Here is a 25,837-nt window from a genome sequence, read left to right as displayed (position 1 = left end):
GGACCGCATGCGCCGCTTCGACGCCAAGGGCCGCACCAGCTGACGCCCCACCGCCAGCACCCCGCCCCTCCGCAGACCCCAGGACACCCCATGTACCGCACCGCACTGCGCAACGTGCTGGCCCACAAGGGCCGACTGCTGATGACGGCACTGGCCGTCATGCTGGGCACCGCCTTCGTCGCCGGCACCCTCGTCTTCACGGACACCCTCGGCAACGCACTCCGCTCCCAGAGCGCCAGGAGCTACACCGACATCGCGGTGACGGTCAGCGACCGCGGCGCCGTCAGCAACGGCTACGACCGCGGCAGCAGGGGCTCCACCGGCCCCACGCTCACCGAGGACACCCGCAAGGCGGTGGCCGCCCTGCCGGGGGCCGCCGAGGCGCGCGGCGTGGTCAGCGGCTTCGCCGGCATCGCCGACAAGAAGGGCGCGCTGATCGGCAACGGCTTCTCCACCACCGGCACCAACTACGTGCCCGGCGCCGACGGCACCGACCCGCGCTACCCGCTGGTCGAGGGCCGGGGGCCGAAGGACGCCCGGGAGATCGCCCTCGACCGGAAGACCGCCGACAAGGGCGGCTACAAGGTCGGCGACACCGTCCGGGTGGCCGTCAACGGCCCGGTCATGGAGCTGAAGCTCACCGGCACCCTGCAGACCAACGACCCGCGCGTCGTCTCCGGCGGCTCGCTCGCCGCCTTCGACACCGCGACCGCCCAGCAGCTCTACCTGACCCCGGGCCGGTTCGCCGAGATCGACGTCAAGGGCAAGCCCGGCGCCGACGACGCCGCGCTGCTCGCCGCCGTCAGGCAGGCCGTCCCGCAGGACGACGCGATCGAGGCCCGGACCGGCCGCGAACTCGCCGCCGAGCAGGACCGGATGATCGAGCTCGGCACCAAGGGCATGAGCAGCGCGCTGCTGGTCTTCGCCGCCATCGCGCTCTTCGTCGGCGTCTTCATCATCGCCAACACCTTCACCATGCTGGTCGCCCAGCGCACCAAGGAGCTCGCCCTGCTGCGCGCCGTCGGCGCCGGCCGCAAGCAGATCACCCGGTCCGTGCTGATCGAGGCGCTGGCCGTCGGCCTGACCGCCTCGGTGGCCGGCCTGCTCGCCGGCATCGGGATGGCGGCCGGTCTGCGCGCGCTGCTCAACGGCCCGCTGGAGGCCAACCTGCCGGACGGCCCGCTGGTCATCGGCCCGTCCACGGTGCTCGCCTCGGTCGGCGTGGGCGTCGCGGTGACCGTGCTCGCCGCCTGGCTGCCCGCCCGCCGGGCCTCCCGGATCGCCCCGGTCGCGGCGATGAGCTCGGCGGAGCAGCCGGCCACCCAGAAGAGCCTGCTGGTGCGCAACACGATCGGCCTGCTGTTCGCCGCGGCCGGCGTCGGTGCCCTGGTGGCCGGCTCGGCCGCCAAGGAGGTCAAGCTGGTCGGCCTCGGCGCCGGTGCGCTGATGATCGGCGTCTTCGTGCTGACGCCGCTGCTCTCCCGGCCGCTGATCGCGCTGTTCGCCCCGCTGCTGCGCAGGCTGTACGGGACGCCGGGCAAGCTGGCCCGGGAGAACGCCGTCCGCAACCCGCGGCGCACCGCCGCCACCGCCTCGGCGCTCACCATCGGCGTCACCCTGATCACCGCGCTGACCGTGGTCGGCGCCTCGGTGAACAAGGCCGTGGACGAGGCCACCGCGAGCGACATGAAGGCCGACTACACGGTCGCCATGCAGAACTTCTCGACGCTCTCCCCCGAGGTCGCCACCCAGGTCGCCCGGACGCCCGGCGTCGCCGCGATGAGCGTGATGCGCACCGTCCCGGTCGAGACCGGCGCCGACGGCGACACCCAGTGGCTGACCGGCGTGGACGCCACCACCATCGACCAGCTGGCCACCGTCAAGGTCAAGGAGGGCTCGGCCGACGCGCTCCGGCAGGGCATGCTGCTCGTCAGCTCCGGCTACGCCGAGCACCACGACCTCAAGGTCGGCTCCACCCTTTCCGTCACCTACCCGGACGGCGCCCGGGGCTCGCTGGCGGTCGGCGGCGTCCTGGAGGCCAACACCGCGCTGGGCGGCCTGATCGCCCCCGACGCCGTCGTCGGCCCGCACGCCTCGGCCGGCTCGGGCCTGGAGAAGGTCCTGGTCAAGGGCGCCAACGGCGCGGACGCCCCGCTGAAGCAGGCGCTGCGCGACGCCACCGGCGGCAACCCGCTGATCGCCGTCAAGGGCGAGAAGGACATCAAGGCGGAGAACCGCCAGATGGTCACCGCCGTGCTCAACATCATGTACGGGCTGCTCGGCATGTCCGTGGTGATCGCGGTGCTCGGCGTCGTCAACACCATGGCCATGTCGGTGTTCGAGCGCCGCCGGGAGATCGGCATGCTGCGGGCGATCGGGCTGGACCGGCGCGGCATCGGCCGGATGGTCCGGCTGGAGTCGCTGGTGATCGCGCTGTTCGGCGGCGTGGTCGGCGTGCTGCTCGGCGTCGTCACCGCCTGGGCCGGCAACCGCACGCTGGCGGACAGCTTCAAGAACATGACCACCGTCGTCCCGCCCCTACAGATCCTGGGATTCCTGGCCGGAGCCGCCCTGATCGGCCTGCTGGCCGCCCTCTGGCCGGCCCGCCGGGCCTCCCGGATGGACATCCTGGGCGCGATCAAGAGCGAGTAGCGGCCACGCGTGCACGTGGTGGAGCCCCGGCCGGATCGGGGTACCGGCCGGGGCTCCGGTATCGGGGCGAAACGTTTCGGTGAAACGTTTCGTCAGCAGCCGTTGAGGATCGAGGTCAGCGCGCTCTTCTCGGCGCTGTCGATGGTCAGGCCGTAGTAGTACTTCACCTGCACCCAGGCGCGGGCGTAGGTGCAACGGTAGGAGGTCTGCGGCAGCCAGTTGGCCGGGTCCTGGTCGCCCTTGGTGCGGTTGGAGCTGGCGGAGACCGCGAGCAGCTGCGGGCGGGTCAGGTCGTTGGCGAAGGCCTTGCGCTGGCCGGTGGTCCAGGCCCAGGCGCCGGAGCGCCAGGCCTCGGCGAGCGGCACCAGGTGGTCGATGTCGAAGCTGGAGGCGCTGGTGGTGGTGACGTTGTCGTACACCGACGTCCAGTTGCCGCTGACGGAGGCGCAGCTGGAGTCGGTCGTCACGCTGCTGCCGTCGCGCTTGAGGACCGTCTCGCGGGTGTTGCAGGTGCCGGAGATGGTGATCCAGTGCGGGAACAGCGCCCGGTCGTAGGTGTCGGCGTGGGACTCCGCGGTCGCCGCGATCGAGGCCAGGTACGAACGGGCGGTGGCGGCCGAGACCGGGGTGGGCAGGGCGGCCTGGGCGCTGCCGGCGCCGGCCAGCAGGGTGGTGAGGGCGAGCAGCAGGGCGCCGAAGGCGGCGGCCAGGACACGATGGGGCGTGCGTATCGCGGACATGCAGGGACTCCTGGGTCGGTGTGAGGGCAGGCCGAAGCCCCCGGGCGGAGTGGCCCGGGCCGGCAACCAGCATGGCGTGCGCGGGGTTTACGCGGGTAGACCCTGGAGGTTAACTTTTGAGCCCCAGTCAGTTCCCCGGCTGTGGGCGGGGTTCCGGCCGGCTTGGCTGTCGGTGCCGCGTGGGACGATGTCCCGCTCGGGGACAACGGGGAGGGCTGCATGGAAACGAGCAGGATCACGGGCGACGGCCCGGACGGTCACGAGCACACGGTGCGGATCGTCACCCGGGGCCCGGACAACACGCGGTATGTGGTCTGCGACGGCTGCGGCTATCGCAAGCGGGCCGGCATGTTCGCGCGGGCCAAGGCCGAACAGCACCTGTCCGAGTCGCACGACGCGGGCGGCTTCCGACAGCAGATGAGCCCCTGGCCGATCGTCCTCGGGGTGATCGGCGTCGTCATCCTGCTGGTGTTCGCGGCGGGGGTGCGCGGCGGCCACTGACACCCCCGGGCCGACGCCCCCAATGCGGACCGCCCCGCCCGGCGGGTGCCGGGCGGGGCGGTCAGGTGGTGCGGGGGCCGGACGCGGTCAGGCGGCCGACTCGGCGGAGCCCTGCTTCGGGGCGACCGGCGTGGCCGGCCTGCCGCCGAAGACACCGAAGAAGACCGCCAGGGTCGGGATCAGGTACGCCGCCCAGACGGCCAGCTGGAGGACGGTCGGGTCCGGCTGGAAGTTCAGGACGCCCTTCAGCAGGGTGCCGTACCAGCTGTCCTTCGGGATGGTGCTGCTGATGTCGAAGGCCAGGTCGTGCAGGCCGGGCAGCCAGCCGGCCTCCTGCAGGTCGTGCACGCCGTAGGCGAGCACACCGGCGGCGACGACGACCAGCATCGCGCCGGTCCAGGTGAAGAACTTCGCCAGGTTGATCTTCAGCGCGCCGCGGTAGAACAGCCAGCCCAGGACCACCGAGGTGAGCAGGCCCAGCGCCGCACCGATCAGGGGGTTGTAGCCGTCACCGGTCGCCTGCACCGCCGACCAGATGAACAGCGCCGTCTCCAGCCCCTCGCGGCCGACCGCGAAGAAGGAGGTCACCACCAGCGCGACCGTGCCCATGGCGAGCGCCGCGTCCAGCTTGCCGTGCAGCTCGGTCTTCAGGTGGCGGGCGGTGCGGCGCATCCAGAACACCATCCAGGTGACCAGACCGACCGAGAGGATCGACAGCGTGCCGCCGAGCGCCTCCTGCGCCTCGAACGTCAGCTGGGAGGAGCCGAACTGGAGGACGGCACCGAAGGCCATGCTCAGCACGACGGCCGCCGCGATGCCGCCCCAGACCGGCGGCAGCCTGTCCTTGCGGCCGGTCTTGACCAGATAGGCGATCAGGATGCAGACGACCAGGCTGGCTTCGAGGCCCTCGCGAAGGCCGATCAGGTAGTTGCCGAACACGCTGGCTCCTGGGGGGGTGAAGAGGTGGTACGTGGGGGAAGGGAGTGCCAGGTCAGCCGAAGAGGGCCTGGCCCCACCACTCGCCGGGCTTGCGGACGCCCGCCGGGCAGGCGAAGTGGGCGGAGCCGACGTGCTGGATGTACTCGTTGAGCTTGTCGCTGCCCGCCAGACGCTGCTGCAGCGGCACGAACGCCTTGCGGCTGTCCCGCTGGTAGGCGAGGAAGAACAGGCCCGCGTCCAGGCGGCCGAGACCGTCGGTGCCGTCGGTGAAGGAGAAACCGCGGCGCAGGATCATCAGCCCGTTGTTGCTGTCCGGGTGGGCCAGGCGCACGTGCGAGTCGTCGGGCATCGCCTTGAGGTCCGGCGCGTCGTGCTCCTTGGCCTTGCCGTACGAGGCACCCTCGCCCTTGGTCCGGCCGAAGACGTCCTCCTGCTCCTTGAGCGAGGTGCGGTCCCAGGTCTCGATGTGCATCCGGATCCGCCGGGCGACCAGGTACGAGCCGCCGGTCATCCAGTCCGCGCCCTCGCCGGGGGCGACCCAGACGTGCTCGGCGAGCTTCGCCGTGTCGGTGCCGGCGATGTTGTGGGTGCCGTCCTTGAACCCCATCATGTTGCGCGGCGTCTGCGCGTCCGGGGTGGTGGAGGAGGTCTTGCCGAAACCGAGCTGCGACCAGCGGATGTTGACCGTGCCCATGCCGATCCGGGCCAGGTTGCGGATCGCGTGCACGGCGACCTGCGGGTCGTCGGCGCAGGCCTGGATGCACAGGTCACCGCCGCTGCGCTGCGGGTCGAGCTTGTCGCCCTTGAAGTTCGGAAGGTCGATCAGGGCCTCGGGGCGCCTGGCCTTGAGGCCGAAGCGGTCCACGCCGTCCTTCTCGAACAGGGTCGGGCCGAAACCGATGGTGAGGGTCAGCCGGCAGGCCGGCAGGCCCAGGGCCTCGCCGGTGTCGTCCGGCGGCGCCTCCGGCAGCCCGCTCGCGGCGCCGCTGCCGACCTCACGCCCGCCGGTCATCGCCGCGGCCGCCTTCGTCCACTCCTTCAGCATCTTCACCAGCGACTCGCGGGTGGCCGTGGCCGACACGTCGAACGAGGCGAAGTGCAACCGGTCCTGGACCGGGGTGGAGATACCCGACTGGTGGTCACCGTAGAAGGGGATGTCCCCGCCCACCGCGGCGGCCGGCGCCGGCGCCGGGTCGTCCTGCCGGGTCGCGGCGGCCACCGAGCCGACCCCGGCCGCGCCGAGGGCCACCCCGGCACCGGCCCAGCCGATCACGGCTCGCCGGCTGACAGGGCCGCGGGCGGCGGCGTCCTGCGCGGCGACGGTGGCAGTGGCGCTGGTGGTGGCAGCTGCGGTCTCGGAGGCAGCGGGAGTGGTGGCGGCGTCGGTGCCGGCCGGAGTCCCGGTCTGCTGCTCGTTCTCGGCGTCCATCTGCGGGCGGGCCCTTCTCTGTACTGAACTCACGGATGCCGTGGCGGCCGCTCGGGCCGCCACGGCGGTGTGGTGGAGATGCTGTTCTGGCTAGCCGCCCCGGGCGGGAACGGCCGGACGGGTACTACTTGACGACGACTGCGGCACCCAGCTTCGACAGCGGCTCGCCCAGCGAGTTCACCGCGTCGGAGAAGGTCTTGCGCTCGGCCTCGGTCACCTTGTCGTACGAGGTGTAGGTGCCGTCGGCCTGCTTGTACTTGGCCAGCAGGGCCTGGATCGCGGCGAACTCCGAGTCCAGGGTCTTGGCCAGCTCGGTGTCCTTCTCCGAGGCGACCGGCTTCAGCAGCTCGTAGGCCTTCTGCGCGCCCTCGACGTTGGCGGCGAAGTCCACCAGGTCGGTGTGGCTGTAGCGGTCCTCCTCGCCAGTGATCTTGTTGGTGGCGACCTCGTCCAGCAGCTCCTTGGCGCCGTTGGCCATGCTGGTCGCGGTGATCTCCGCCTCGGGGATCTTCTTCTGCCAGTCCTTCAGGTCGGCCACCAGCTGGTCGGCGAGCTTCTTCTCGTCGTCGCCGATCTTGGCCTCGGCGAAGAGCGACTTCTCCAGCTTGTGCCAGCCGGTCCACTCCTGACCCGGCTCCAGCTTGTCCTCGCGGGTGTCGGTCTTCGGGTCCACGTCACCGAAGCTCTCGGCGACCGGCTCGGTGCGCTCCCAGCCGGTACGCGACGGCGCGTACAGCGACTTGGCCTTCTCCAGGTCACCGGCCTTGATCGCACCGGCGAAGGCCTCGACGGCCGGGATGGTGGCGTCGGCCTGCTCCTGCGCGTACGTGCGGTAGGCGTCGACGGCGGCGGTCAGCCGCGGGTCGGCCGGGGCGGCCGCGGCGGACGCGTCACCGGTGACGGTGATCTTCTGGCGGATGCCGTCGCCGACCATGCCGGGCTTGCAGGCGACCTCGTACGAGCCGGCCTTGATCTCGGCGTTGATCGACGCCTTGGTGCCGGGGCCGATGTTCTCGCGCTCGGTGATGATCTTGTCACCGGCGGCGTAGACGTAGACCTCGGTGGTCTTCGAGCCCTTGTTGGTGATGTCGATCACGACGTGGCCGGCCGGGAAGCTGGTCCTGGAGACCTCGCAGGCGGTGTCGGTGGCGTTCACCTTCACCGCGTCGGCGGACGCCTTGTCGTCCTTCTTCTGCGAGCAACCGGCCAGCGCGGCAGTCGCCACAGCGAGGGTGAGCAGCGTGGCTGCGGTGGAACGACGGGCGGACATGAGGGCTCCAGCGGGAAGGCAGGGTGAACCAGGGCAGGGCTGAGTGTGGGTGCGGGAACCGGAGCCACCCGGACCCCCACCCACTTAGCTAAGGCATACCTTAGGGATATCTGATTTCGCCGTCTACACCGCCCCCCGTTCACGATCGGCCCAGGTGGGGACCGCCTTGGCAGCAGCGTGTCGTCAGCCCACCGACGAATTCCGGCCACCGGCCCGCCGAACGGCGGGGTTGGCCTCGGCGGCCACCTGCGCCACCGCTCCCCTCGGCCCTCCCGTCCGACGCCGTCCCGTCCGGTGCCCACCCGTCCGACGCCCCTCCCGTCCGGCGCCCACCCGTCCGATGGCCTTCCGTCCGGCCCCCTCCCGCCGCGTCACCGCTCCGGCGTACGGCGGGCGGCCGCGCGGGCGGTCCAGCGGCCCTCGTGCCGGCTGATCCGGATCGGGTGGCCGAAGCAGGTGCTGATCAGCTCGGTCGTCATCACCTCGTCCACCGGCCCGGCCGCGACGCACTCGCCCTCGCGCAGCAGCAGCGCGTGGGTGGTGCTCTCCGGCAGCTCCTCCAGGTGGTGCGTCACCAGCACGCTCGCCAGCTCCGGGTGCTGGTGGCGCAGCAGGTCCAGGCTGTCCAGCAACAGCTCACGGGCGGTGAGGTCGAGGCCGGTGGCGGGCTCGTCGAGCAGCAGCAGGCGGGGGCTGGGCATCAGCGCGCGGGCGATCAGGGTGCGGCCGCGCTCGCCCTGGGAGAGCGTCGTCCAGGGGGATTCGGCGATCGTGGCCATGCCGAGGGTCTCGATCAGCCGCCCGGCCCGCTCGAGCTCCTCGGGGGCGGGCTTGCGGTTGAGGTCCGGTTCGATGGTGTTGCGGGTGCCGGTGAGCACCACCTCGCGCACGGTCAGCGGCGAGCGCAGCGGGTGGCGCGGGTTGACGTGGCCGAGGTGGGCGCGCAGGTCACGGATGTCGACCCGGCCGAGCCTGCGGCCGAGCACGTCCACCTCGCCGTGGGTGGGGTGGGAGACCGCGCCGAGCAGCCCGAGCAGGGTGGACTTGCCCGCGCCGTTGGCGCCGAGCAGCGCCCAGTGCTGACCCGGCTCGATGGCCAGGGTGATCCCGCGCAGCAGGTAGCGGCCGTCCCGGACGACATCGACGTCGCGGGTGCGCAGCAGCGGGCCGGTGGGCAGCGGGTCGGACGTACTCATGGCGGGCGGTCCTCCGGGGGTTGGCGCCGGGCAGGGGTGCGGGGTGCGGCGCCGCGCCGGGCGGGCAGCCGCCGACCGTACGCGTGCAGAGTACAACCGTCCGCGCGGCGGCGGCCGGGCCCGTCCGAGGGGTGGACGGGCGGAGCGAGGGGGCGCACGCGATGCGGTCTGCTGCACGCCCCTGTCGCCGGGCGGCAGTTGGCGGGAGGATCGATGCGAAGCACGGTGTGAAGGGGGCTGGACGGATGGGGTGGGACGCAGAACCGGCGGGGCGGGACGCGAGGCCCGGGGCACAGGACGCCGAACCGACGGGGTGGGACGCGAAGCCCGCGGCACAGGACGCCGAACCGGCGGGGTGGGCGGGGACGCTGCACGGGCGGTTCGAGGAGCAGGCGCGGCGGTCGCCGGGCGCGGTCGCCGTCCGGTGCGGCGTCCGGGAGCTGACGTACGGTGAGCTGGACGCGCGGGCGGACCGGCTGGCCCGTCACCTGGTCGCGCAGGGCCTGATGCCGGGCGGCCGGGCGGCGGTGGCGCTGGGCCGGGGCACCGAGGTGTTCGTCGCGCTGCTCGCGGTGCTGAAGGCGGGCGGCGCGTACGTGCCGCTGGAGCCGGGCGCGCCCGATCCGCTGCTGCGCCATGTGCTGGCGGACGCCGATCCCGCGCTGGTGGTCACCGAGGAGGCCCACCGGGTGCGGCTGACGGACGCCAGCGGGCGGGCGGTGGTCTGCGTGGACTCGGCGGCGGAGGCGATAGCCGCCCTGCCCGCCGGCCCGCCGGAGGTGCCCACCGGGCCGGAGGACCTCGCCTGCGTCTTCTTCACCTCCGGCTCGACCGGTCTGCCCCGGGGCGCGCTGATCGAGCACCGCAACCTGCTGGCCGCCCACCGGGGCTGGCACGAGGTGTACGGGCTCTCCCCCGCCGACCGGATCCTGCAGACGGCGAGCCTGGAGTTCGACGTCTTCACCGCCGACTGGGTGCGCGCGCTCTGCACCGGCGCCACGCTCGTGGTCGCCCCGCGCAACCTCACCCTGGACCGCACCGCCGACATCGCCGACCTCCCGGCGCTGGTGGCCGCCGAGCGGATCACCGTGCTGGAACTCAACGTCCGTACGGCGCGCCGGCTGCGCGACCACCTGGAGGCGACCGGCGGCTCGCTGCCGAGCGTGCGACTGCTGACCGTGGGCGCCGAGAAGTGGTACCTGGACGAGCAGCTGAGCCTCCAACGGCTGCTCGGCCGCGACGGGAGCACCGGCGGCTCCGGCGCGCGGGTGCTGAACGTGTACGGCCTCGCCGAGGCGTCCGTGGACAGCAGCTACTTCGACGCCGCCGGCTCGGCCGGCGGCGAGCTCAGCGAACGGGTCTCGCTGGTCGGCACCCCCTTCCCCGGCGCCCGCGTCCACGTGCTCGGCCCGGACGGCGCCCCGCTGCCGCGCGGGGAGGTCGGCGAGATCGCGGTGGCCGGCCCGGGCCTGGGCCGGGGCTATCTGAACCGGCCCGAGGAGACGGCGCGGCGCTTCGTCCGGGCGGTCTTCGACCCCGACGGTCGGGTGCTGCTGACCGGCGACCTCGGCCGGGTCCGCGAGGACGGCGTCCTGGAGTTCACCGCCCGGGCCGAGGGCGTGGTCGGTCCCACCGACTCCGTGCAGGCCGCCGACGTGGTCGAGCGGGTCACCCGGGCCGCGCGCGCCGAGGGCGTGCTGCGCGCCCACCCGGCGGTGCGGGAGGCCGCCGTCGCCGAGGTGGAGCCGGAGCCGGGGCGGCGCGTCGTGGTCGGGTACGCGGTCGCCGCGTCCGGGGCCGACGAGGTGGACGCCTGGTCGCTCTCCGCCTACCTGGCGAAGCAGCTGCCGGCCGGAGCGGCGCCCGTCGCGGTGGTGCCGCTGCCCGCACTCCCCCGCACCCGGGCGGGCAAGCGCGACCGTTCCGCCCTGCCGCTGCCGGCCCCGCGCCACTACTTCTCGTTCAGCGCGTCACGGGGTTCCAAGGGCGGCAAGAGCGGTGGCAAGGCGGGCGCCGGCCGGGCGGGCGCGTCCGGCGACGGGTGCGGAACGGGCTGCGGCTGGGTCGTCCTCTCACTGCTCTTCGCCGGGCTGGCCTGGCTGGTGACCGACGGTTTCTGGCCCGGCTCCACCGATGTCTCCGCGGTCCCCGACCCCTACGCCTTCTACTTCCGGATCCTCTACCTCTTCGAGTGGCTGTCGTTCGGCGTGGGCATGGCCTTCCTGTTCTTCGGCGCGCCGATCGTCTCCCGGTACGGACGGCCGCCGTGGCTCTCCGTCGCCACCACGTTCTCGCTGTTCTGGCTGCTGGCCTCCTGGTGGCCGCAGGACAACCTGTACCGGACCAGCTCGCCGACGGACTGGCCGCAACAGTCGGTGCTGGTCTACCTGTTCAACATCGCACTGATGGTCGCGGCGGCGATCGTGGTGCGCTTCCTCGTCTGGCGTCCGCGGCCCGAGCGGCGCTGATGCCCCCGGCGGTGCGGGCCTCCCGGGGGGCCCGAGGCCCCCACCGCCGTGACGCCCTCACCGTCGTGACGCTCAGTCAGTAACCAAGCCCCCTCAGCGCAGCGCCTCGAACATCCGGCCCAGGGCCTGGTTGGCCGCCCCGACCAGCGCCTGGGCCGCGTCCAGGGCCTCGACCGCACCCGGTGTCCCGGCACCACGCACGGCGAGCGCCAGACCGACGACCGGCTCCGGCTCGTAGCCCGCCGTGACGACCAGCGGCAGCAGGGTGACGCCGAGCGCGGCGCAGCGCGGACGCAGCCGGTCCAGGTGGTCGTGGAGCGCCTCCTGGGAGAGCCGGGCACCGAGCGGTATCCCGTCCAGGGTGCGGACCACGTGGCCGGGGCCGCGGACCCGGTCGAGCCGGGCCCGCAGCACGAAGGCGATCGCGGGCCCGGTCAGCCGCAGGTTGGTCTCGGTGGGGGCGAGCCGACGCTCCCGGTCGGTGACGAAGTCGACGTCGTACCAGCCGCGGTGGCCCTCGGCGGCGAGGCGCTCGCCCACCGCGAGGCCGAACCGCCCGGCGGTCGCCGCCGCACCGGGCGGCACCACGCCCGGGCCGACCGTCACGCCCTGGTACCGGGTGCCGTCCACGTCCATCGCGCCGACACCGACCGGGTGGACCGTCCCGTCCTCACCGATCACCGCGTCGAAGGTGAGGTCGCGCAGGTGCTCCGCCCGGCCACCGTCGATGTACTCCTCCAGCAGCAGCGCGCCGCCGGGCGGCAGCACCTCCTCCCGGGCCAGCCGGCGCAGCAGGGCCCGCGCGCCGCCGGCCGCGAACAGCTGCTGCGGGGTGACCACGACGGTGCCGTAGCCGCCGACGCCGTGCGGGCTCTTGACCACCGTGGTCAGGCCACGGCCGGCCCGGGCGGCGAGCCGGCGGGCGGTGCGGCGCGGGGAGTCCGGCTGCTCCTGGCGCGGCACGACGATCCCCGGGTGCTCCGGGGCCAGTTCGGTGAAGAGCCCGTGTGCGGCCGCCTTGGACTCGTACCGCCGTACCGCGGCCAGGCCGGGCCCCTCCCCCTGTGCCGCCGTCCGCCCCCAGGGCACCACCGCCTCGGGGCCGTCCGCGATCCGCGCCGCCAGCGCCGGCCGGACGGCCAGGGCCCGGGCGAGGGTCTCCCCGGGCGCGACCCCGCTGTACAGCTCAACCGGCCCCCACGCCAACTCCCGTGCCAGCCAGTCGATCCAGGCCGCCTCGACCTCCGCCGGCAGGACCACCAGCGCCGGCTCCGGGCTGTAGCAGGTGGCCATGCCCGCGTAGTGGTGCGCCTGCCGCAGCCGCCGCGCCCGCTGTTCCTCGTCCATGCCGGCCGCGAAGAACTGCTCGTTGAAGTCGGCCACGTTGCCGAGGTGCACGGCCCGCCGGCCGCCCGTCCAGGCCCCCACCCATCCGTCCATCCGGCGAGCCTACGGTCTGCCGGGCACGGGCGGGGTGCCAATGGGCCAGGCGTAGGCGCCAGAGGGCGGCGGCCAACGGCGGGGGCCCCGGTAGGGCGTCCTCGGCCGGGGCGTCGGGGGGCGGGGACGTGCTCGGCCGGGGCGCCGGGGGGCGGGGCGTCCTCGCCCGGGGAGTCGGAGGCGCCCTCTGCGGGGGCGTCAGAGGCGGAAGAGGCCGGCGTCGGTGGTCCGGAAGCCGCAGGCGTCGAGGTAGTAGCCGCGGAGGTGGGGTTCGAAGTCGACGTGAAGCCACTCGCAGCCGGCGGCGCGGGCGCCGTCGACGGCGGCGGCGACCAGGCGGGTGCCGACGCCGGCGTGCCGGGCGGTGGTGGCGACGACGGTGTCGAGGAGGAAGGCGTGGGCGCCGCCGTCCCAGGCGACGTTGACGAAGCCGGTGAGCGGACCGCCGCCGGCGGGGCGGGCGCAGACCCAGCCGAGACTGTGGCGCTCCAGCCGGGAGCGCCAGTCGACGCTCACGGCCGGGTGACCGAAGCCTTCGGCGTGCAGGGCGCTGAGCTCGTCGTCGGTGAAGGCGTCGCGCCAGGTGTAGCGAATCGTCATGGGGCAAACCTCAAAAAAGTGTTCGCAGTCGATCAAATTTGATCAGTACAGGACACAACTTGGTCAAGATCTGACGCAATGTCTAGCCGAGGTTGGCTGCCCACCGTCAATCTCGGTCGCAGCTTTTCCCTGCAGCTACCCCGACTGGAGTCAGAGTGAGCCCCACCTCCTCTCACCGCCGCCACCTCGCGGCCGGAGCCATAGCGGCCACCGCCGCTCTCGTCGCCGCCACCTTCCAGGCCGGCACGGCGTCCGCCGCCCCCACCGGCCGTGACGCGGCGATCGCCCAGGCCAGGGCCAACGTCGCCCACAACGCCGGAGTCTTCGGCTTCGGCGACGGCCAGGACCTTCAGGTCAAGGACGTCATCATCGACGCCGACGGCACCCAGCACGTCCGCTTCGACCGCACCTACCTCGGACTGCCCGTCGTCGGCGGCGACCTGGTGGTCCACCAGGACGCGCGCGGCCGGCTCAAGGACTCCACCCGCGCGGCGGCCCACGACGCCTCGGTGAAGTCCACCGTCCCGAAGGTCCCGGCGCAGGCGAGCGCCGGCCAGGCGCTCCAGGCCGCGCCGACCATCGGCGCCGCCACCAGCTCGCCCGAGCTGGTCGTCTGGGCCGCCGACGGCACGCCCCGGCTCGCCTGGAAGACCACCGTCGCCGGCGTCGGCGAGCACGGCCAGCCGGCCGGCAAGGTCGTCGTCACCGACGCCACCACCGGCGAGCAGATCGAGTCCTACGACTCCGAGCACCAGGCCGCCGGCACCGGCCACTCCGAGTACACCGGTGACGTCACCATCGACACCACGCAGACGAGCAGCGGCTTCTCGCTGATCGACCCGGTGCGCGGGACCATCACCAAGGACGCCCACAACGCGTCGTCCGGCTCGCTCAACGCGAACTCCGGGACGCTCTTCACCGACGCGGACAACGTCTGGGGCGACGGCAAGAAGTTCTCCACCGACCGCGCCACCGCGGCCGTCGACGCCCACGCCAACACCGCCTGGACGTACGACTACTACAAGAACACCTTCGGCCGCAGCGGCATCAAGAACGACGGCAAGGGCGCCACCGTCTTCGTCCACGTCGGCACCAACTGGGACAACGCCCAGTGGTCCGACAGCTGCTTCTGCATGATGACCGGCGACGGCGACGGCACCACCGACCCCGAGCAGGTCGACCTCGACACCATGGGCCACGAGATGACCCACGGCGTCACCAGCGCCACCGCCAACCTCCGTTACAGCGGTGAGTCCGGCGGCCTCAACGAGTCCACCAGCGACATCTTCGGAACGATGGTCGAGTGGTACGCCAACAACAAGGTGGACACCCCCGACTACCTGTTCAGCGACCAGTCCACCCCGCCGTGGCTGCGCCGGATGGACAAGCCCTCGCTGGACGGCCGGTCCGCCGACTGCTGGAGCCGCAAGGTCGGCCAGCTCGACGTGCACAACTCCTCGGGCGTCGGCAACCACTGGTTCTACCTGGCCAGTGAGGGCAGCGGCACCAAGACCATCAACGGCTACACCTACAACAGCCCCACCTGCAACAACTCGACGGTGACCGGCATCGGCAACCAGAAGGTCGCCAAGATCTGGTACCGCGCGCTGACCGTCTACATGACGTCCACCACGGACTACAAGGGCGCGCGCACCGCGTCCCTGAACGCCGCGAAGGACCTCTACGGTCTCAACAGCACCGAGTACAAGGCGGTCGCGGCCGCCTGGAGCGCCGTCTCGGTCGGCTGATCTCCCCTCCCGGCTGTGGGCCCGTCACCTCGGCGGGCCCACAGCCGTTTCCGTGCGACTCCGGAGGTCCGCACGACTCCGGCTTTCCGCACACACGCGGACGGGCAACGGAGACGGAAACGCAGGCGAGAAGCGGGGCCGGGAAACGGGCCGGGACACCGCGACGGGAGACTGGCCGGGGAAGGGCCGGGGAAGGGCCGGGGCAGGACCGGACGGGCTCCGGCGCGGCGGGGGCGGGCGGGACGTGCGGAGATTGGGGCCGGGGTGGAACCCGAGGGGGGAGCAACCCGCAACCGGCCCGACAGGGAGACGTCCGATGGCCAAGCTCACCCTCACCACCTTCGTCACGCTGGACGGCGTGATGCAGGCACCCGGCGGCCCCGAGGAGGACCCGGGCGGGGGCTTCCCGTACGGCGGTTGGCTGGTCCCCTTCGCCGACGACGACATGAACCGCTTCATGACCGGGGTCCTCGGCCGGGCCGGGGCGCTGCTGCTCGGCCGGCGCACGTACGACCTCTTCGCCGCCTACTGGCCGAAGATGACCGACCCGACCGCCGAACGGCTCAACACCCTGCCCAAGTACGTCGCCTCCCGCACGCTGACCGACCCGCAGTGGGCGCACAGCCAGGTGCTCGCCGGCGACACTGCGGCCGAGGTCACCGCGCTCAAGGAACGGCTGCCGGACGCACCCGACCGCGAACTGCAGATCCACGGCAGCGGCGCCCTGGCGCGGTCGCTGATGGCCCATGACCTGATCGACGAGTACAACCTGCTGGTGTACCCGGTGGTCCTGGGCCGCGGCCGGCGGCTCTTCCCGGAGGACGGGCTGCCGACCTCCTTCCGGCTGGCCGGCTCCGTCACCACCGGCAGCGGCATCGCCATCCACACGTACCGTCCGACGGGGCGGGCGACCTTCGGCTCCTTCTCCTAGGAGCAGCAGCGCGGGTGCGTACGGGCCGGGTGGCCCGGGCCCGGGCCACCGCGATCGTGCCGTCCATGGCTCCCTCTCCGTTCCATCTCCGCGCGGAACAAGGGCACTTGGCGCACCGCCGGCCGGCTCACCCGCCCACCGGTTCACCGGTGAACCGGCGACGGACCCGTGCCGGCCGCCCCGTGAGAAGATCGCCCGGCGGCGTGTGCCGCCCCCGATCCCGGAAGGTGACCATGTACGCGATGACGCTGGGCGAGGACGGCGCGGTGCTGGGCCCGCTGGAGCCGTGGCAGGCCGAGGAGTTCCTGGCTCACGTGGACCGGGGGCGGGAGTTCATCGGACGGTTCAACGGCCTGCCCGACGCCGTCACGGACGTGGAGTCGAGCCGGGCGTTCCTCCAGGCGTACGCGGAGAAGACCGCCGCCGACAGCGGGCGGCTCTTCGGGATCCGGACGGCCGAGGGCCTGCTGGTCGGCGCGGTGCTGTTCCGGCGGTTCGAGGTCGGGCAGGGCATCGCCGAGGCGGGCTGCTGGCTGGAGCCGGCGGCCGCGGGCAAGGGTCTGGTGACCAGGGCCGTGCGCGCGATCATCGACTGGGCCGTCGAGGAGCGCGGCATCCACCGCGTGGAGTGGTGGGTCTCGGCGGGGAACGAGCCCAGCATCGCCGTCGCCCGCCGGCTCGGGATGACGAAGGAGGCCGTGCTCCGGGAGAGCTACCTGTACCGGGGGGTGCGGCACGACGAGGAGATCTGGTCGGTGCTGGCCCCGGAGTGGCGGACGGCCAAGCAGGCGGCCTGAGCCCTGCCGCCGGACGGACGGGCGCGCCGGCGGAGGGCGGAGGGCAGAGGGCGCACCAGAGGACAACGGCGCCGGACGACGAACGCCGGACGCCGGCGTTCTCACCCGGTCGACAGGAATATGCAGACCGGTCTACTGTTTCCGCATGGGAGTCAAGGGTGAGGAGACCCGCGCCCGGCTGATCGCCGGGACGCGCAGTCTGATCGAGGCGCAGGGCTACTTCGGCACCGGCCTGAACCAGATCGTGGCGGAGAGCGGCGCACCGCGCGGCTCGCTCTACTTCCACTTCCCCGAGGGCAAGGACCAGTTGGTCGCCGCCGCCCTGCGCCAGGCCGGCCGGGAGATCGAGGAGCTCCTCAAGGCCCTGGCCCGCAAGGACGCGGACGCCGCCGCGATCGTCGGACAGCTCACCGAGGTCTTCACCACCCGCCTGGAGGAGTCCGGCTACACCAAGGGCTGCCCCATCGCCACCGTCGGCCTGGAGGTGGCCGGCGCCAACGAGGTGCTGCGCACCGTCTGCGCCGAGGTCTACGCGAGCTGGCAGGCTGTCCTCACCGAACGCCTGACGGCCGAGGGCTTCGACCAGGCCGAGGCCGAGACCGCGTCCGGCCAGGCCCTCGCCCTGCTGGAGGGCGCGGTCCTGCTCGCCCGCGTCCGCCGCTCCCGCCACCCCCTGGAGGACGCCCGCCACGCCGTCCGCCACCTCCTCGTCGTACGGGCCGGCCGGGCGCAGCGCTGACGCTCGGCGTCGGTGGGCGACAGCGACGGTCGTGCGCGACGTCGAGCGTGCGCCCGGCGGGCGGGCGAGTCATAGGTGTGCTCTATGGGGCCATAGGCCTGCGGCGGCTACAGCCGCGGGTGGGGAACGGGTTTGCTTCAGACACCCGACCTCCCGCCCCTCGCCCCCGCCGCCTGTCTGCTCGCCGTCCGTCTGCCCGTCTGCCCGGAGGAACGCCCCGACATGTCCCGCCCGATCCGTATCGCGATCGTCGGAGCCGGCCCCGCCGGCATCTACGCCGCAGACGCCCTGCTGAAGTCCGACGCCGCCCGGGAGCCCGGGGTCTCGATCGACCTGTTCGAGCGGATGCCCGCCCCGTTCGGGCTGATCCGCTACGGCGTGGCGCCCGACCATCCGCGGATCAAGGGCATCGTCACCGCACTCCACCAGGTGCTGGACAAGCCCCAGATCCGCCTCTTCGGCAACATCGACTACCCCGGGGACCTCGGCCTCGACGACCTCCACCGCTTCTACGACGCCATCGTCTTCGCCACCGGCGCGACGGCCGACCGTGCGCTCGACATACCGGGCGTCGGCCTGGACGGCTCGTACGGCGCCGCCGACTTCGTCTCCTGGTACGACGGGCACCCGGACGTCCCCCGTACCTGGCCGCTGGAGGCCGAGAAGGTCGCCGTGCTCGGCGCGGGCAACGTCGCCCTGGACGTCGCCCGGATCCTCGCCAAGACCGCCGACGAGCTGCTGTCCACCGAGATCCCCCCGAACGTCCACGCCGGGCTCCGGCGGAACAAGGCGCTGGAGGTGCACGTCTTCGGCCGCCGCGGGCCGGCCCAGGCCAGGTTCAGCCCGATGGAGCTGCGCGAACTCGACCACTCACCCACCATCGAGGTGATCGTCGCCCCCGAGGACATCGAGTACGACGACGGGTCGATCGCCGAGCGCCGGGCCGCGAAGCACGTCGACATGGTCGCGTCGACGCTCGAGAACTGGGCGATCCGCGATGTCGGCGACCGGCCCCACCGGATCCACCTGCACTTCTTCGAGTCCCCGGTCGAGGTGATCGGCGCGGACGGCCGGGTGAGCGGCCTGCGCACGGAGCGCACCGAACTCGACGGCACCGGCAACGTCCGGGGCACCGGCCGCTTCACCGACTGGGACGTGCAGGCCGTCTACCGGGCGATCGGCTACTACTCCGACGAACTGCCCAAGCTGCCCTTCGACCCCGTCTCGGGCACCGTCCCCAACGAGGCCGGCCGCGTCCTGGCCGGCGACGGCTCGCACCAGGCCGCCACCTACGTCACGGGCTGGATCAAGCGCGGCCCGGTCGGCCTGATCGGCCACACCAAGGGCGACGCCAACGAGACCGTCGCCTGCCTGCTCGCCGACCACAGCGCCGGACGGCTGCCGGGCGCCGCCGCGCCGGACCCGGAGGCCGTCGTCACCCACCTGCGCGAGCGGGGCGTCCGCTACACGACGTGGGACGGCTGGCAGCGGCTCGACGCCCACGAGCGGGCGCTCGGCGAGGCGCAGGGGCGGGAGCGGGTCAAGGTCGTGGAACGCGAGGAGATGCTCCGCAACAGCGGCGCCTGAGAGGTCTCCGGCAGAGGAACCCCCTGGCTGCCCCCGCCGGACGCGCGCCGGATCGGCCCGGGGCACCGGACAGGTGCGTCGCTCCCGGCCCGGCCCAGGGTCGGGAGCGACGCACCTGCCGACCGGTCCCGGCTCAGTGCCAGGCGGTCGTCCTGCACTTGCTGAACGGGTCCCCGTGCTTCTTGAGACCGGCCCTGATCTTGGCACCGTCCGGCCAGTAGAACATGTTGCCGAAGTTCGACCCCTCGATGTCGGTCACCTCGAAGTAGCCGACCAGCGTCCAGCTCTTCCCTCCGTCGTAGGAGCGGTCGATCCAGGCGTCGTACCGGCCGCAGACACTGCCGACGGTGAGCCGGCCCCACGCGTACCAGGAACCGTTGTTCTTGCCGGACCGGAGTTCGACCGTCGAGCAGCCGAGGCTCGTCCGGTCATCGGTGTCCTTCTTGTCCCAACTGGCCTTCCCCGGATCGAAGTCGTCGCACTGGTAGCCCGATCCGCACGGCAGCGGCGTGGCCGCGGAGGCGACCCCCGCGAACGGCAGGAGAACCATTGCGACAGCGGCCGCGACAACGGCAGTCCTCTTCGACACCCGTACACTCCTGTTCCTCGGTCGGACCCTGCCTGACCGGCCTTCACCCGGCGTGATGCTCACGGACGCCACCCCCGCGTCGCACCACCGTGGCAGTCCCACGGGGTGACGGCCGTGCTGCCGGTGAGACTCCACGCGGTGTCGGTGCACCCGTTTCCGCCGACACCGGGGAAGACTCCTCCGGCCGTCGCCGGCTCGAACCGTTTGCGCATCTCGTTCCTCTTTCCTGTCGGTGCTGAGGACTTACCGGTACTGAGGACTCGCCGGCACTGCGGGCCAGCCGGTACCGAGGGCCCGCCGGTGCTGCGGACTCAGCGGTGCTGAGGGCCCGGCGGTACTGCGGACTCGGCGGTGCTGAGGGCTTCCGTGCCATCCGCCCGCAGCGCTCCCGACGCCTGCGAGGAGAGGCGACCCCCGCCGAGCACGGCCCCGGTCGCTAGGCGCGAGTCGTGCGTCTGGAGTCCGCCGGGCGCAGCGGTGACCGGGGCACCTCCCCGACATCCCGGGAGGCCGGCAAGTTGTCCGAAGAACCGGTGGAGACTCCAGAGTGCGACCTGTTTTGATTGTCCATCTACAAGAATCCGCCGACGCTCAGGTGAGCGGCGGACAATCCGGTTTGGCCGCGGACAAGGCAGGGGGCACGGGGTGGTTGGTGCTGGACGCCCGCAGGGGCGGCTCAAGGGAGAGACCGAACAGGCGGATGCCCTGGCCCGGTTCGTGCGGGAGGTGACCGCGGGGATCACCGTCCGCAAGCTCGCGCACCGCTACCCGGCCGGCAGGACCAGCTGGAGCGAGTACCGCTCTGCGGAGAAGGACATCCCGTGGCACCTGCTCCAGCGGCTGATACACGACCACCAGGCGGACCCGCGGGCCCGGGCGGTGTTGCTGGCACGCGCCGCACACCTGCACGAACAGGCCGCCCGGGCGGCCGAGGGGCTCCGTCCACCCGCCGCGGAACGCTCGGCCGCGCAGCAGGCACTGGACCGGGCCCGGCAGGCACAACGGCAGGCCGAGGCGGGCGTCGCGGAGTCGGAGGAACTGATCCGGGTGCTGGTGGCGATCGTGGCCGAGTTACGGGGTGAACTGGGCGCCGGCGCCACGGACGAGGCGGGCCCCGCGTCCCCACCCCTGCACGACGGAGAGCCGGCGGAGCTGCGGAGGGCCCGGCTGAGGGAGGCGACGCGTTGCCTCGCCGAGGTGCGGCGAATCAGGGAGACCGCGCGCGAGGTGCGGCGGACGGCCGAGCGGGAACAGGACGCCGTAGGTCTCCTGGTCGACCGGGCGCGGACGCAGGCCCTGGCGAGCGGCGACCGGCAGCCGCCGGGAGCCGGGGCGGCCGTCGTCAGGACGCCGGAGGCCGGACCGACCGGCAGCGTACCGGCCGGAGCCGAGCAGACGACCGGGACCGTGCCGGCCGGGATCGAACCGACGACCGGCATCGAACCGGCCGGGAGCATTCCGACCGGGACCGGCGAGGTGGCAGCACACCTCCCGGTACTTCGGCGCCTGGAAACCGACCTGGTCAGGGTGCGGGAGGCCCTGGCCGACCGCTGCCGGGAGGTGATGCGGATGGCCCCCGCCTGTGCCGGCCCGAGGATTGTCCGCGGCGAGCTGGTCCGGGCCCCGGACAACCGCCTGACCGGTCCGTTCGTGCTGGGCCGAGCGACGGTCGGCCCACCGCGCGGCGGGGGCCCCGGCCCACGGCGCCTCCGCACGGCCCGCAGCGGCGCAGCCATGGGCGCGGCCGGGGCGGCACTGGCCGCAGTGCTGCTCCTGACCGGGGTACTGGTGGGCATGCGTGTCGGCGCAGACGCTCCGGCCCGCTTCGACTCGGTCCCCCAGGCAGCCGGGGCCCGGGTGGGGCCCGCAGCCGGTGAGACGACCACCGGCCCCTCCTCGGCAACGGCAGACGGCAGTCCTCCACCGGCTCCGGGAGCGGCGCCGGTCACCCCCTCGTCCTCTCCCGCGCCGAGCGGCACAGCCCCTCGAACCGAAGCGGCTGCCACCGCACCGGCGGCTCAAGCCCCCGCACTCCCTGCCCCGGCGGCCCCCGCACCCGCCGCCTCCGCACCCGCCACCCCGGCGCCGGGGGGTACGGCGGCTCCGACCCCAGCCCCCGGCACCCTGCCTGCACCCGCCGCCCCCTCGGCGCCGAACGCGAGCGGCGGGCCCGTACCGCCGCCGGCGTCCGCCACCTCCGTGCCGAAACCGGGCGCGGAGCCCTCGATGCCCGGCCGCCTCGGCGGCACCCCGGCCGTCCCGCCACCGGTTCCGGTGGCGATCAAGAACGGCAACAGCTCGCAGTGCATGGCCACAGCCGGCGGCACCAGGGAGGAGGGCCGGGAGGTCCAGCAGTACCCCTGCGGGGACTACCCCGACCACTTCTGGGAAGCCCAGAAGTCCTACACCGACGCCGAGGGGGAGACCTACTACCGGATCGTCAGCTACAACAGCGCACTGTGCCTCTCCGTCCGGGACTCCAGCACCGAAGCCGCCGCCCCCGTCATCCAGTCCACGTGCAGGAACAGCCCCGGGCAGTCCTGGAAGATCGAGAAGTGGCCGAACGGCCTCCGCTTCGTCAACGACAACAGCCACCAGTGCCTCGCCGTCTCCTACCGCAGCAGCGCCCCGCAGGCTCCCCTGATGCAGTACCCGTGCGGGGACTACCCGGACCACTACTGGAACTACGGCCCCCGCCGGTGACCGGGCGGCCTCCACCGAGGGCCCCGTGACGACGGCGGCCCGCAACGACGACGGCCGCCCCGACGACGGCGGCCCACTACCCCGGGGCGCCCCCGGCCCCTCCGGCCTGCTGCCGGGCACCGCCCCCGTCCGCCTTCGGATCCACGTGCCGGGTCGGGAGCGCCGCCCCCGCTGGGTAGGCTGGCGGGCCCCGCCCCGAGGAGATGCGCCATGCCCGCCCGCCCGAGCGTCCTGTTCGTGACCGATCTCGCCTACCCGGCCCGCGGGCGGCGCTACTGCGACGAGGACATCCTCCTGACCTCCCGCCTGCGCGACGACTTCGACCTCGCCCTCTGCCACCCCCTCGACGCCGCCGCACTGATGGACGCCTTCGACGCGGTCGTGGTCCGCAACAGCGGTCCCGTGCTGCACTACCAGAAGGAATACGACGCCTTTCGGGACCGGGCCAGGGCCCGCGGCACCCGGGTCTACAACCCGCTGTCCGGGCGCGGCGACATGGCCGGCAAGCAGTACCTGCTGGACCTCACCGCCACCGGACACCCGGTCATCCCCACCATCGACCGGCCCCAGGACCTGCACCTGCTGCCCGAGGCCGCGCAGTACGCCGTCAAGCCGAAGGCCGGCGCGGACTCCATCGGCCTCTCCTTCATACCCCCGGACCAGCTGAGCGGCCTCGCCTACGGCCACATCCTCGTCCAGCCGCGCATCGACTTCCGCTACGAGGTGTCGTTCTACTACGTCGACGACGCCTTCCAGTACGCCCTCCACGCTCCCGACCCCGAACGGCGCTGGGCCCTCGAACCCTACGAGGCCACCGACGCCGACCTCGCCTTCGCCCGCCGCTTCATCGAGTGGAACACCCTCGACCACGGCATCCAGCGTGTGGACGCCTGCCGCACGCAGGAGGGCGAACTGCTCCTGGTCGAGCTGGAGGACCTCAACCCCTACCTGTCCCTGGACCTGGTCACCGAGCAGACCCGCGACGCCTTCGTGGCCGCGATGACGGACTCGCTCCGCCGGTTCCTGGAGGCCACGCGCCCCGCCTGACGCCGCACGCGCCGCGGGCCACGTCGGCGCGGCGCCGCCCACCACTTCGCCGGACGATCTCGCGGCCCCTGCAGGACCACCGCCCCTGCAGGATCGCCGTCCCCACTTCCTCCGGGCTCCCCGGCGGCGGTATGTTCACCTGCGTACGCCGTTGCTCCCCTTGACCCATCAAACCGGGGGCATGTCGTCGCGCCAAAAAATATGCAGACCGGTCTACAGAAACTTGGGCCAGGGCACGACACAACGCCCATGCCCGTAGCCCCGCCCTCTCAGTGCCACAAAATATGCAGACCGGTCTACATAAGTGGACCGGTCTACAGAAAAGGAACCCTGCCCATGAACGTCCGAGCCGCCGCCACCACCTCCACCACCGCCACGTCCACATCCGGATCCTCATCCGCGCCCACCCCGGCTCCCCTCCCCCCGCGCACCCTCGTCCTCGGCGCCACCGGGTTCCTCGGCCGCTGGCTCGTCCTCGAACTCCTCGGACGGGGCGAGCCGGTGGCCGCCACCGTCCGAGGCGGGCGCGGAACCGCACGGGACCAGGAGCTGCGCAGCTGGCTTCACGAGCACGGCGCCGACGCCAACGCCCTGACCACCGTCGCCGCCGACCTCACCCGGCCCGGCCTCGGCCTGTCGCCCGAGGACGACGCCCGGCTCGCACACGTCCGCGACGTGCACAACCTCGCCGCCCTCTACCGCTTCGGCCTCTCCCAGGCCGAGGCACACGCCGCCAACGTGGACGGGGCACTGCACGCCCTGGACTGGGCCGCCGGCCTCCCCGGCCTCCGGCGGCTGGTCCACCTCTCCGGCTACCGGGTCGGCCGGGACGCCGCACCGCGCCATCCGCTGCCCGCCGCCGAAGCCGACGCGCTCTACGCCAGGCTCGGCGCGTACGAGGCGTCCAAGCAGCTGGGCGACGCCGCCGTCCGCGTCACCGCCGCCCGGCTCGGCGTACCACTCACCACGGTGAACCCGAGCAGCGTGATCGGGCACTCGGTCACCGGCGAGGCCGGGCAGTACATCGGCCCGGCCGAGCTGGTGCGCCAACTCTGGCACGGACGGCTGCCGTTGCTGCCGGGGTCAGCGCGCACGTTCCTGCCGGTGGTCGCGGTCGACCACCTGGCCCGGTTCCTCGCGGCCGTCCCCGAGCACGATGCCGGCCCGGCCCACGCGCACACCGTCCTCGACCCCGAGACCCCGACCCTGCCGGAGCTGATCGCGCTGCTGGCCGAGCACCTCGGCGTGCCCGCGCCCCGGCGGCTCGTCCCGGTCGGCCTGGTCCGCCGACTGCCCCGCGCACTGACCGGCGCCGACCCCGAGACGCTCACCTTCCTCTCCGAGGACACCTACGACACCGCCTCCGCCGACCGGCTCGCCCACGCGGCCGGTCTCCAACACCCGTCGGTCGCCGAGCTGTTGCGCCGCTGGGCCACACGGCTGGTCGCCGACGGTTTCGGCTCCTCGCCGCAGGGCGCGGCGCTCCCCGGCGCATTCGCAGACGTCGCCGGCTCCCGCAGCTACGTCGCCGGGGACGTCGAGGCTCCCCGCTTCGTCCTGCTGCACGGGCCGGGCGAGGACGCCGACGCCTGGCGCGAGGTGGTCGCCGGGCTGAGCGCGCCCGCACTGGCGGCCGACCTGCCCGGCCTCGGCCGCTCGTCCCCCGCATCCGTCCCGGACGACCACTGGCTGGCCGACCTCCTGGCGCCCGTCCGCTCACGCCCCGTCCTGGTCGCCCACGCGGCCTCCGCCACCACGGCCTTGCGCTACGCGGCCGCCCACCCGCGCACCGTGGCCGGGGTCGTCCTCGTCGAAACCCCGTTCCTCCGGTCGCGCGCCGGCCGGCCGACCACCCCTTCGGCGTCGCACCCGTCCCATCGCCCCGGCGCCGCCAGGCGCGCCGCCCGCAGGCTCCGCGAGGCGGGGCGCCCGGCCGGACGGGCCGAGGCGGCCGCCCTGATCCGGGCATGCCCGGTGCCGGTCCACGTGATCCCGGGCGTCCCGCACAGTGCCGCGTCGCGGACCACGCCCGGGCCCGGGCCCGCCGACTCCCGCCCGCTCCGCTACGACGCCGGACTCGCGGACGGCATCGACACCTCCACTTCGGGCTGGTGATGCTCGAAGGCGTTCCGAGGGGGAACCCGTGGGGTGAACCGGCGGGCCGGTCGGCGCGGGCACGGCCGGTCGGTTCGCCCGCTCCGAACCGGCCAGTCCCGGCCGCCTGACGGCCCGTTACCGCCCGTGGCCGCCCGTGGCCGCCCGTGGCCGCCGGGCGCTTCCCCGGGACCACCCCTGCCGACCGCGCCTCTTCCACCCTCTTCCGCCCGGGAGCGGCGGAGGCCCGAGCCACCAGGAGCTGCCGGGGTGGCGGGTCTGCGGTCAGCGGGTCGTGGTCAGCAGGCAGCGGTCGGCGGGGTGGGTTCGCGCACTGCCTCCGCCGGCCGGAGCACCTCAACGGCGC

At 73.3% G+C, this 25,837-nt stretch carries 19 protein-coding genes; 11 read left to right on the top strand and 8 right to left on the bottom strand.

Features of this window, described 5'->3' with window-relative positions; genetic code table 11:
- Positions 1–90 precede the first annotated feature (90 nt).
- Entirely contained in the window at positions 91–2,652 is a 2,562-nt protein-coding gene (locus ACZ5WK_RS38020) for an ABC transporter permease (protein WP_465554769.1), read from the top strand.
- A gap of 92 nt (positions 2,653–2,744) precedes the next feature.
- Here the strand turns inward: ACZ5WK_RS38020 and ACZ5WK_RS38015 are convergent, their stop codons facing one another.
- Complete coding sequence (locus ACZ5WK_RS38015) at positions 2,745–3,392, bottom strand: GmrSD restriction endonuclease domain-containing protein (protein WP_465554767.1); 648 nt, start codon at positions 3,390–3,392, stop codon at positions 2,745–2,747.
- Between the two features lie 219 nt (positions 3,393–3,611).
- Here ACZ5WK_RS38015 and ACZ5WK_RS38010 point away from each other — a divergent pair, with 219 nt between their 5' ends.
- Positions 3,612–3,893 carry a hypothetical protein gene (locus ACZ5WK_RS38010; protein WP_465554765.1) on the top strand — a complete coding sequence of 94 codons (282 nt, stop codon included), beginning with the start codon at positions 3,612–3,614 and terminating at the stop codon, positions 3,891–3,893.
- An 87-nt stretch (positions 3,894–3,980) separates the two neighbouring features.
- On the opposite strand, the gene efeU is transcribed toward ACZ5WK_RS38010, so the two are convergent.
- The 4 genes from efeU to ACZ5WK_RS37990 form a co-directional block, all read right to left on the bottom strand.
- A complete protein-coding gene (efeU, locus tag ACZ5WK_RS38005; protein ID WP_465554763.1) occupies positions 3,981–4,832 on the bottom strand; it encodes an iron uptake transporter permease EfeU in 852 nt (283 codons plus the stop codon).
- Positions 4,833–4,884: 52 nt separating this feature from the next.
- Entirely contained in the window at positions 4,885–6,261 is a 1,377-nt protein-coding gene (gene efeB, locus ACZ5WK_RS38000; protein WP_465554761.1) for an iron uptake transporter deferrochelatase/peroxidase subunit, read from the bottom strand.
- Between the two features lie 124 nt (positions 6,262–6,385).
- Positions 6,386–7,531 (bottom strand): iron uptake system protein EfeO, encoded by a 1,146-nt coding sequence (gene efeO, locus ACZ5WK_RS37995; protein WP_465554759.1) that lies wholly within the window; start codon positions 7,529–7,531, stop codon positions 6,386–6,388.
- A 371-nt stretch (positions 7,532–7,902) separates the two neighbouring features.
- Positions 7,903–8,727: an ABC transporter ATP-binding protein gene (locus ACZ5WK_RS37990; protein WP_465554757.1), complete on the bottom strand. Its 825-nt coding sequence runs from the start codon at positions 8,725–8,727 to the stop codon at positions 7,903–7,905.
- Between the two features lie 245 nt (positions 8,728–8,972).
- Between ACZ5WK_RS37990 and ACZ5WK_RS37985 the strand changes: the two genes are divergently transcribed.
- On the top strand, positions 8,973–11,195 hold the full coding sequence (locus ACZ5WK_RS37985) for an amino acid adenylation domain-containing protein (RefSeq protein WP_465554755.1): 2,223 nt from the start codon (positions 8,973–8,975) through the stop codon (positions 11,193–11,195).
- Positions 11,196–11,288: 93 nt separating this feature from the next.
- Here the strand turns inward: ACZ5WK_RS37985 and ACZ5WK_RS37980 are convergent, their stop codons facing one another.
- Together ACZ5WK_RS37980 and ACZ5WK_RS37975 are read right to left on the bottom strand one after the other, a co-directional pair.
- Positions 11,289–12,635, bottom strand: coding sequence for a hypothetical protein (locus tag ACZ5WK_RS37980; protein ID WP_465554753.1), 1,347 nt, complete (start codon positions 12,633–12,635; stop codon positions 11,289–11,291).
- A gap of 198 nt (positions 12,636–12,833) precedes the next feature.
- Positions 12,834–13,235, bottom strand: coding sequence for a GNAT family N-acetyltransferase (locus tag ACZ5WK_RS37975; RefSeq protein WP_465554751.1), 402 nt, complete (start codon positions 13,233–13,235; stop codon positions 12,834–12,836).
- A 155-nt stretch (positions 13,236–13,390) separates the two neighbouring features.
- Between ACZ5WK_RS37975 and ACZ5WK_RS37970 the strand changes: the two genes are divergently transcribed.
- From ACZ5WK_RS37970 to ACZ5WK_RS37950, 5 genes are all read left to right on the top strand, one after another.
- Positions 13,391–14,983: a M4 family metallopeptidase gene (locus ACZ5WK_RS37970; RefSeq protein WP_465554749.1), complete on the top strand. Its 1,593-nt coding sequence runs from the start codon at positions 13,391–13,393 to the stop codon at positions 14,981–14,983.
- A gap of 316 nt (positions 14,984–15,299) precedes the next feature.
- On the top strand, positions 15,300–15,914 hold the full coding sequence (locus ACZ5WK_RS37965; protein ID WP_465554747.1) for a dihydrofolate reductase family protein: 615 nt from the start codon (positions 15,300–15,302) through the stop codon (positions 15,912–15,914).
- Positions 15,915–16,147: 233 nt separating this feature from the next.
- A complete protein-coding gene (locus ACZ5WK_RS37960) occupies positions 16,148–16,711 on the top strand; it encodes a GNAT family N-acetyltransferase (RefSeq protein ID WP_465554745.1) in 564 nt (187 codons plus the stop codon).
- 145 nt (positions 16,712–16,856) lie between these two features.
- Positions 16,857–17,450 carry a TetR/AcrR family transcriptional regulator gene (locus ACZ5WK_RS37955; RefSeq protein ID WP_465554743.1) on the top strand — a complete coding sequence of 198 codons (594 nt, stop codon included), beginning with the start codon at positions 16,857–16,859 and terminating at the stop codon, positions 17,448–17,450.
- 222 nt (positions 17,451–17,672) lie between these two features.
- Positions 17,673–19,037, top strand: coding sequence for an FAD-dependent oxidoreductase (locus tag ACZ5WK_RS37950; protein WP_465554771.1), 1,365 nt, complete (start codon positions 17,673–17,675; stop codon positions 19,035–19,037).
- 133 nt (positions 19,038–19,170) lie between these two features.
- Here the strand turns inward: ACZ5WK_RS37950 and ACZ5WK_RS37945 are convergent, their stop codons facing one another.
- Positions 19,171–19,626 (bottom strand): hypothetical protein, encoded by a 456-nt coding sequence (locus tag ACZ5WK_RS37945; RefSeq protein ID WP_465554741.1) that lies wholly within the window; start codon positions 19,624–19,626, stop codon positions 19,171–19,173.
- A 645-nt stretch (positions 19,627–20,271) separates the two neighbouring features.
- Here ACZ5WK_RS37945 and ACZ5WK_RS37940 point away from each other — a divergent pair.
- The 3 genes from ACZ5WK_RS37940 (at position 20,272) to ACZ5WK_RS37930 (ending at position 25,491) form a co-directional block, all read left to right on the top strand.
- Positions 20,272–22,329: an RICIN domain-containing protein gene (locus tag ACZ5WK_RS37940; protein WP_465554739.1), complete on the top strand. Its 2,058-nt coding sequence runs from the start codon at positions 20,272–20,274 to the stop codon at positions 22,327–22,329.
- A gap of 210 nt (positions 22,330–22,539) precedes the next feature.
- Positions 22,540–23,376 (top strand): ATP-grasp domain-containing protein, encoded by an 837-nt coding sequence (locus tag ACZ5WK_RS37935; RefSeq protein ID WP_465554737.1) that lies wholly within the window; start codon positions 22,540–22,542, stop codon positions 23,374–23,376.
- A gap of 336 nt (positions 23,377–23,712) precedes the next feature.
- Entirely contained in the window at positions 23,713–25,491 is a 1,779-nt protein-coding gene (locus ACZ5WK_RS37930) for an alpha/beta fold hydrolase (protein WP_465554735.1), read from the top strand.
- The last annotated feature ends 346 nt before the right edge of the window (positions 25,492–25,837 follow it).

Source organism: Kitasatospora sp. NPDC032757 (assembly GCF_055579305.1).
This window is presented reverse-complemented; position numbering and strand designations above follow the sequence as displayed.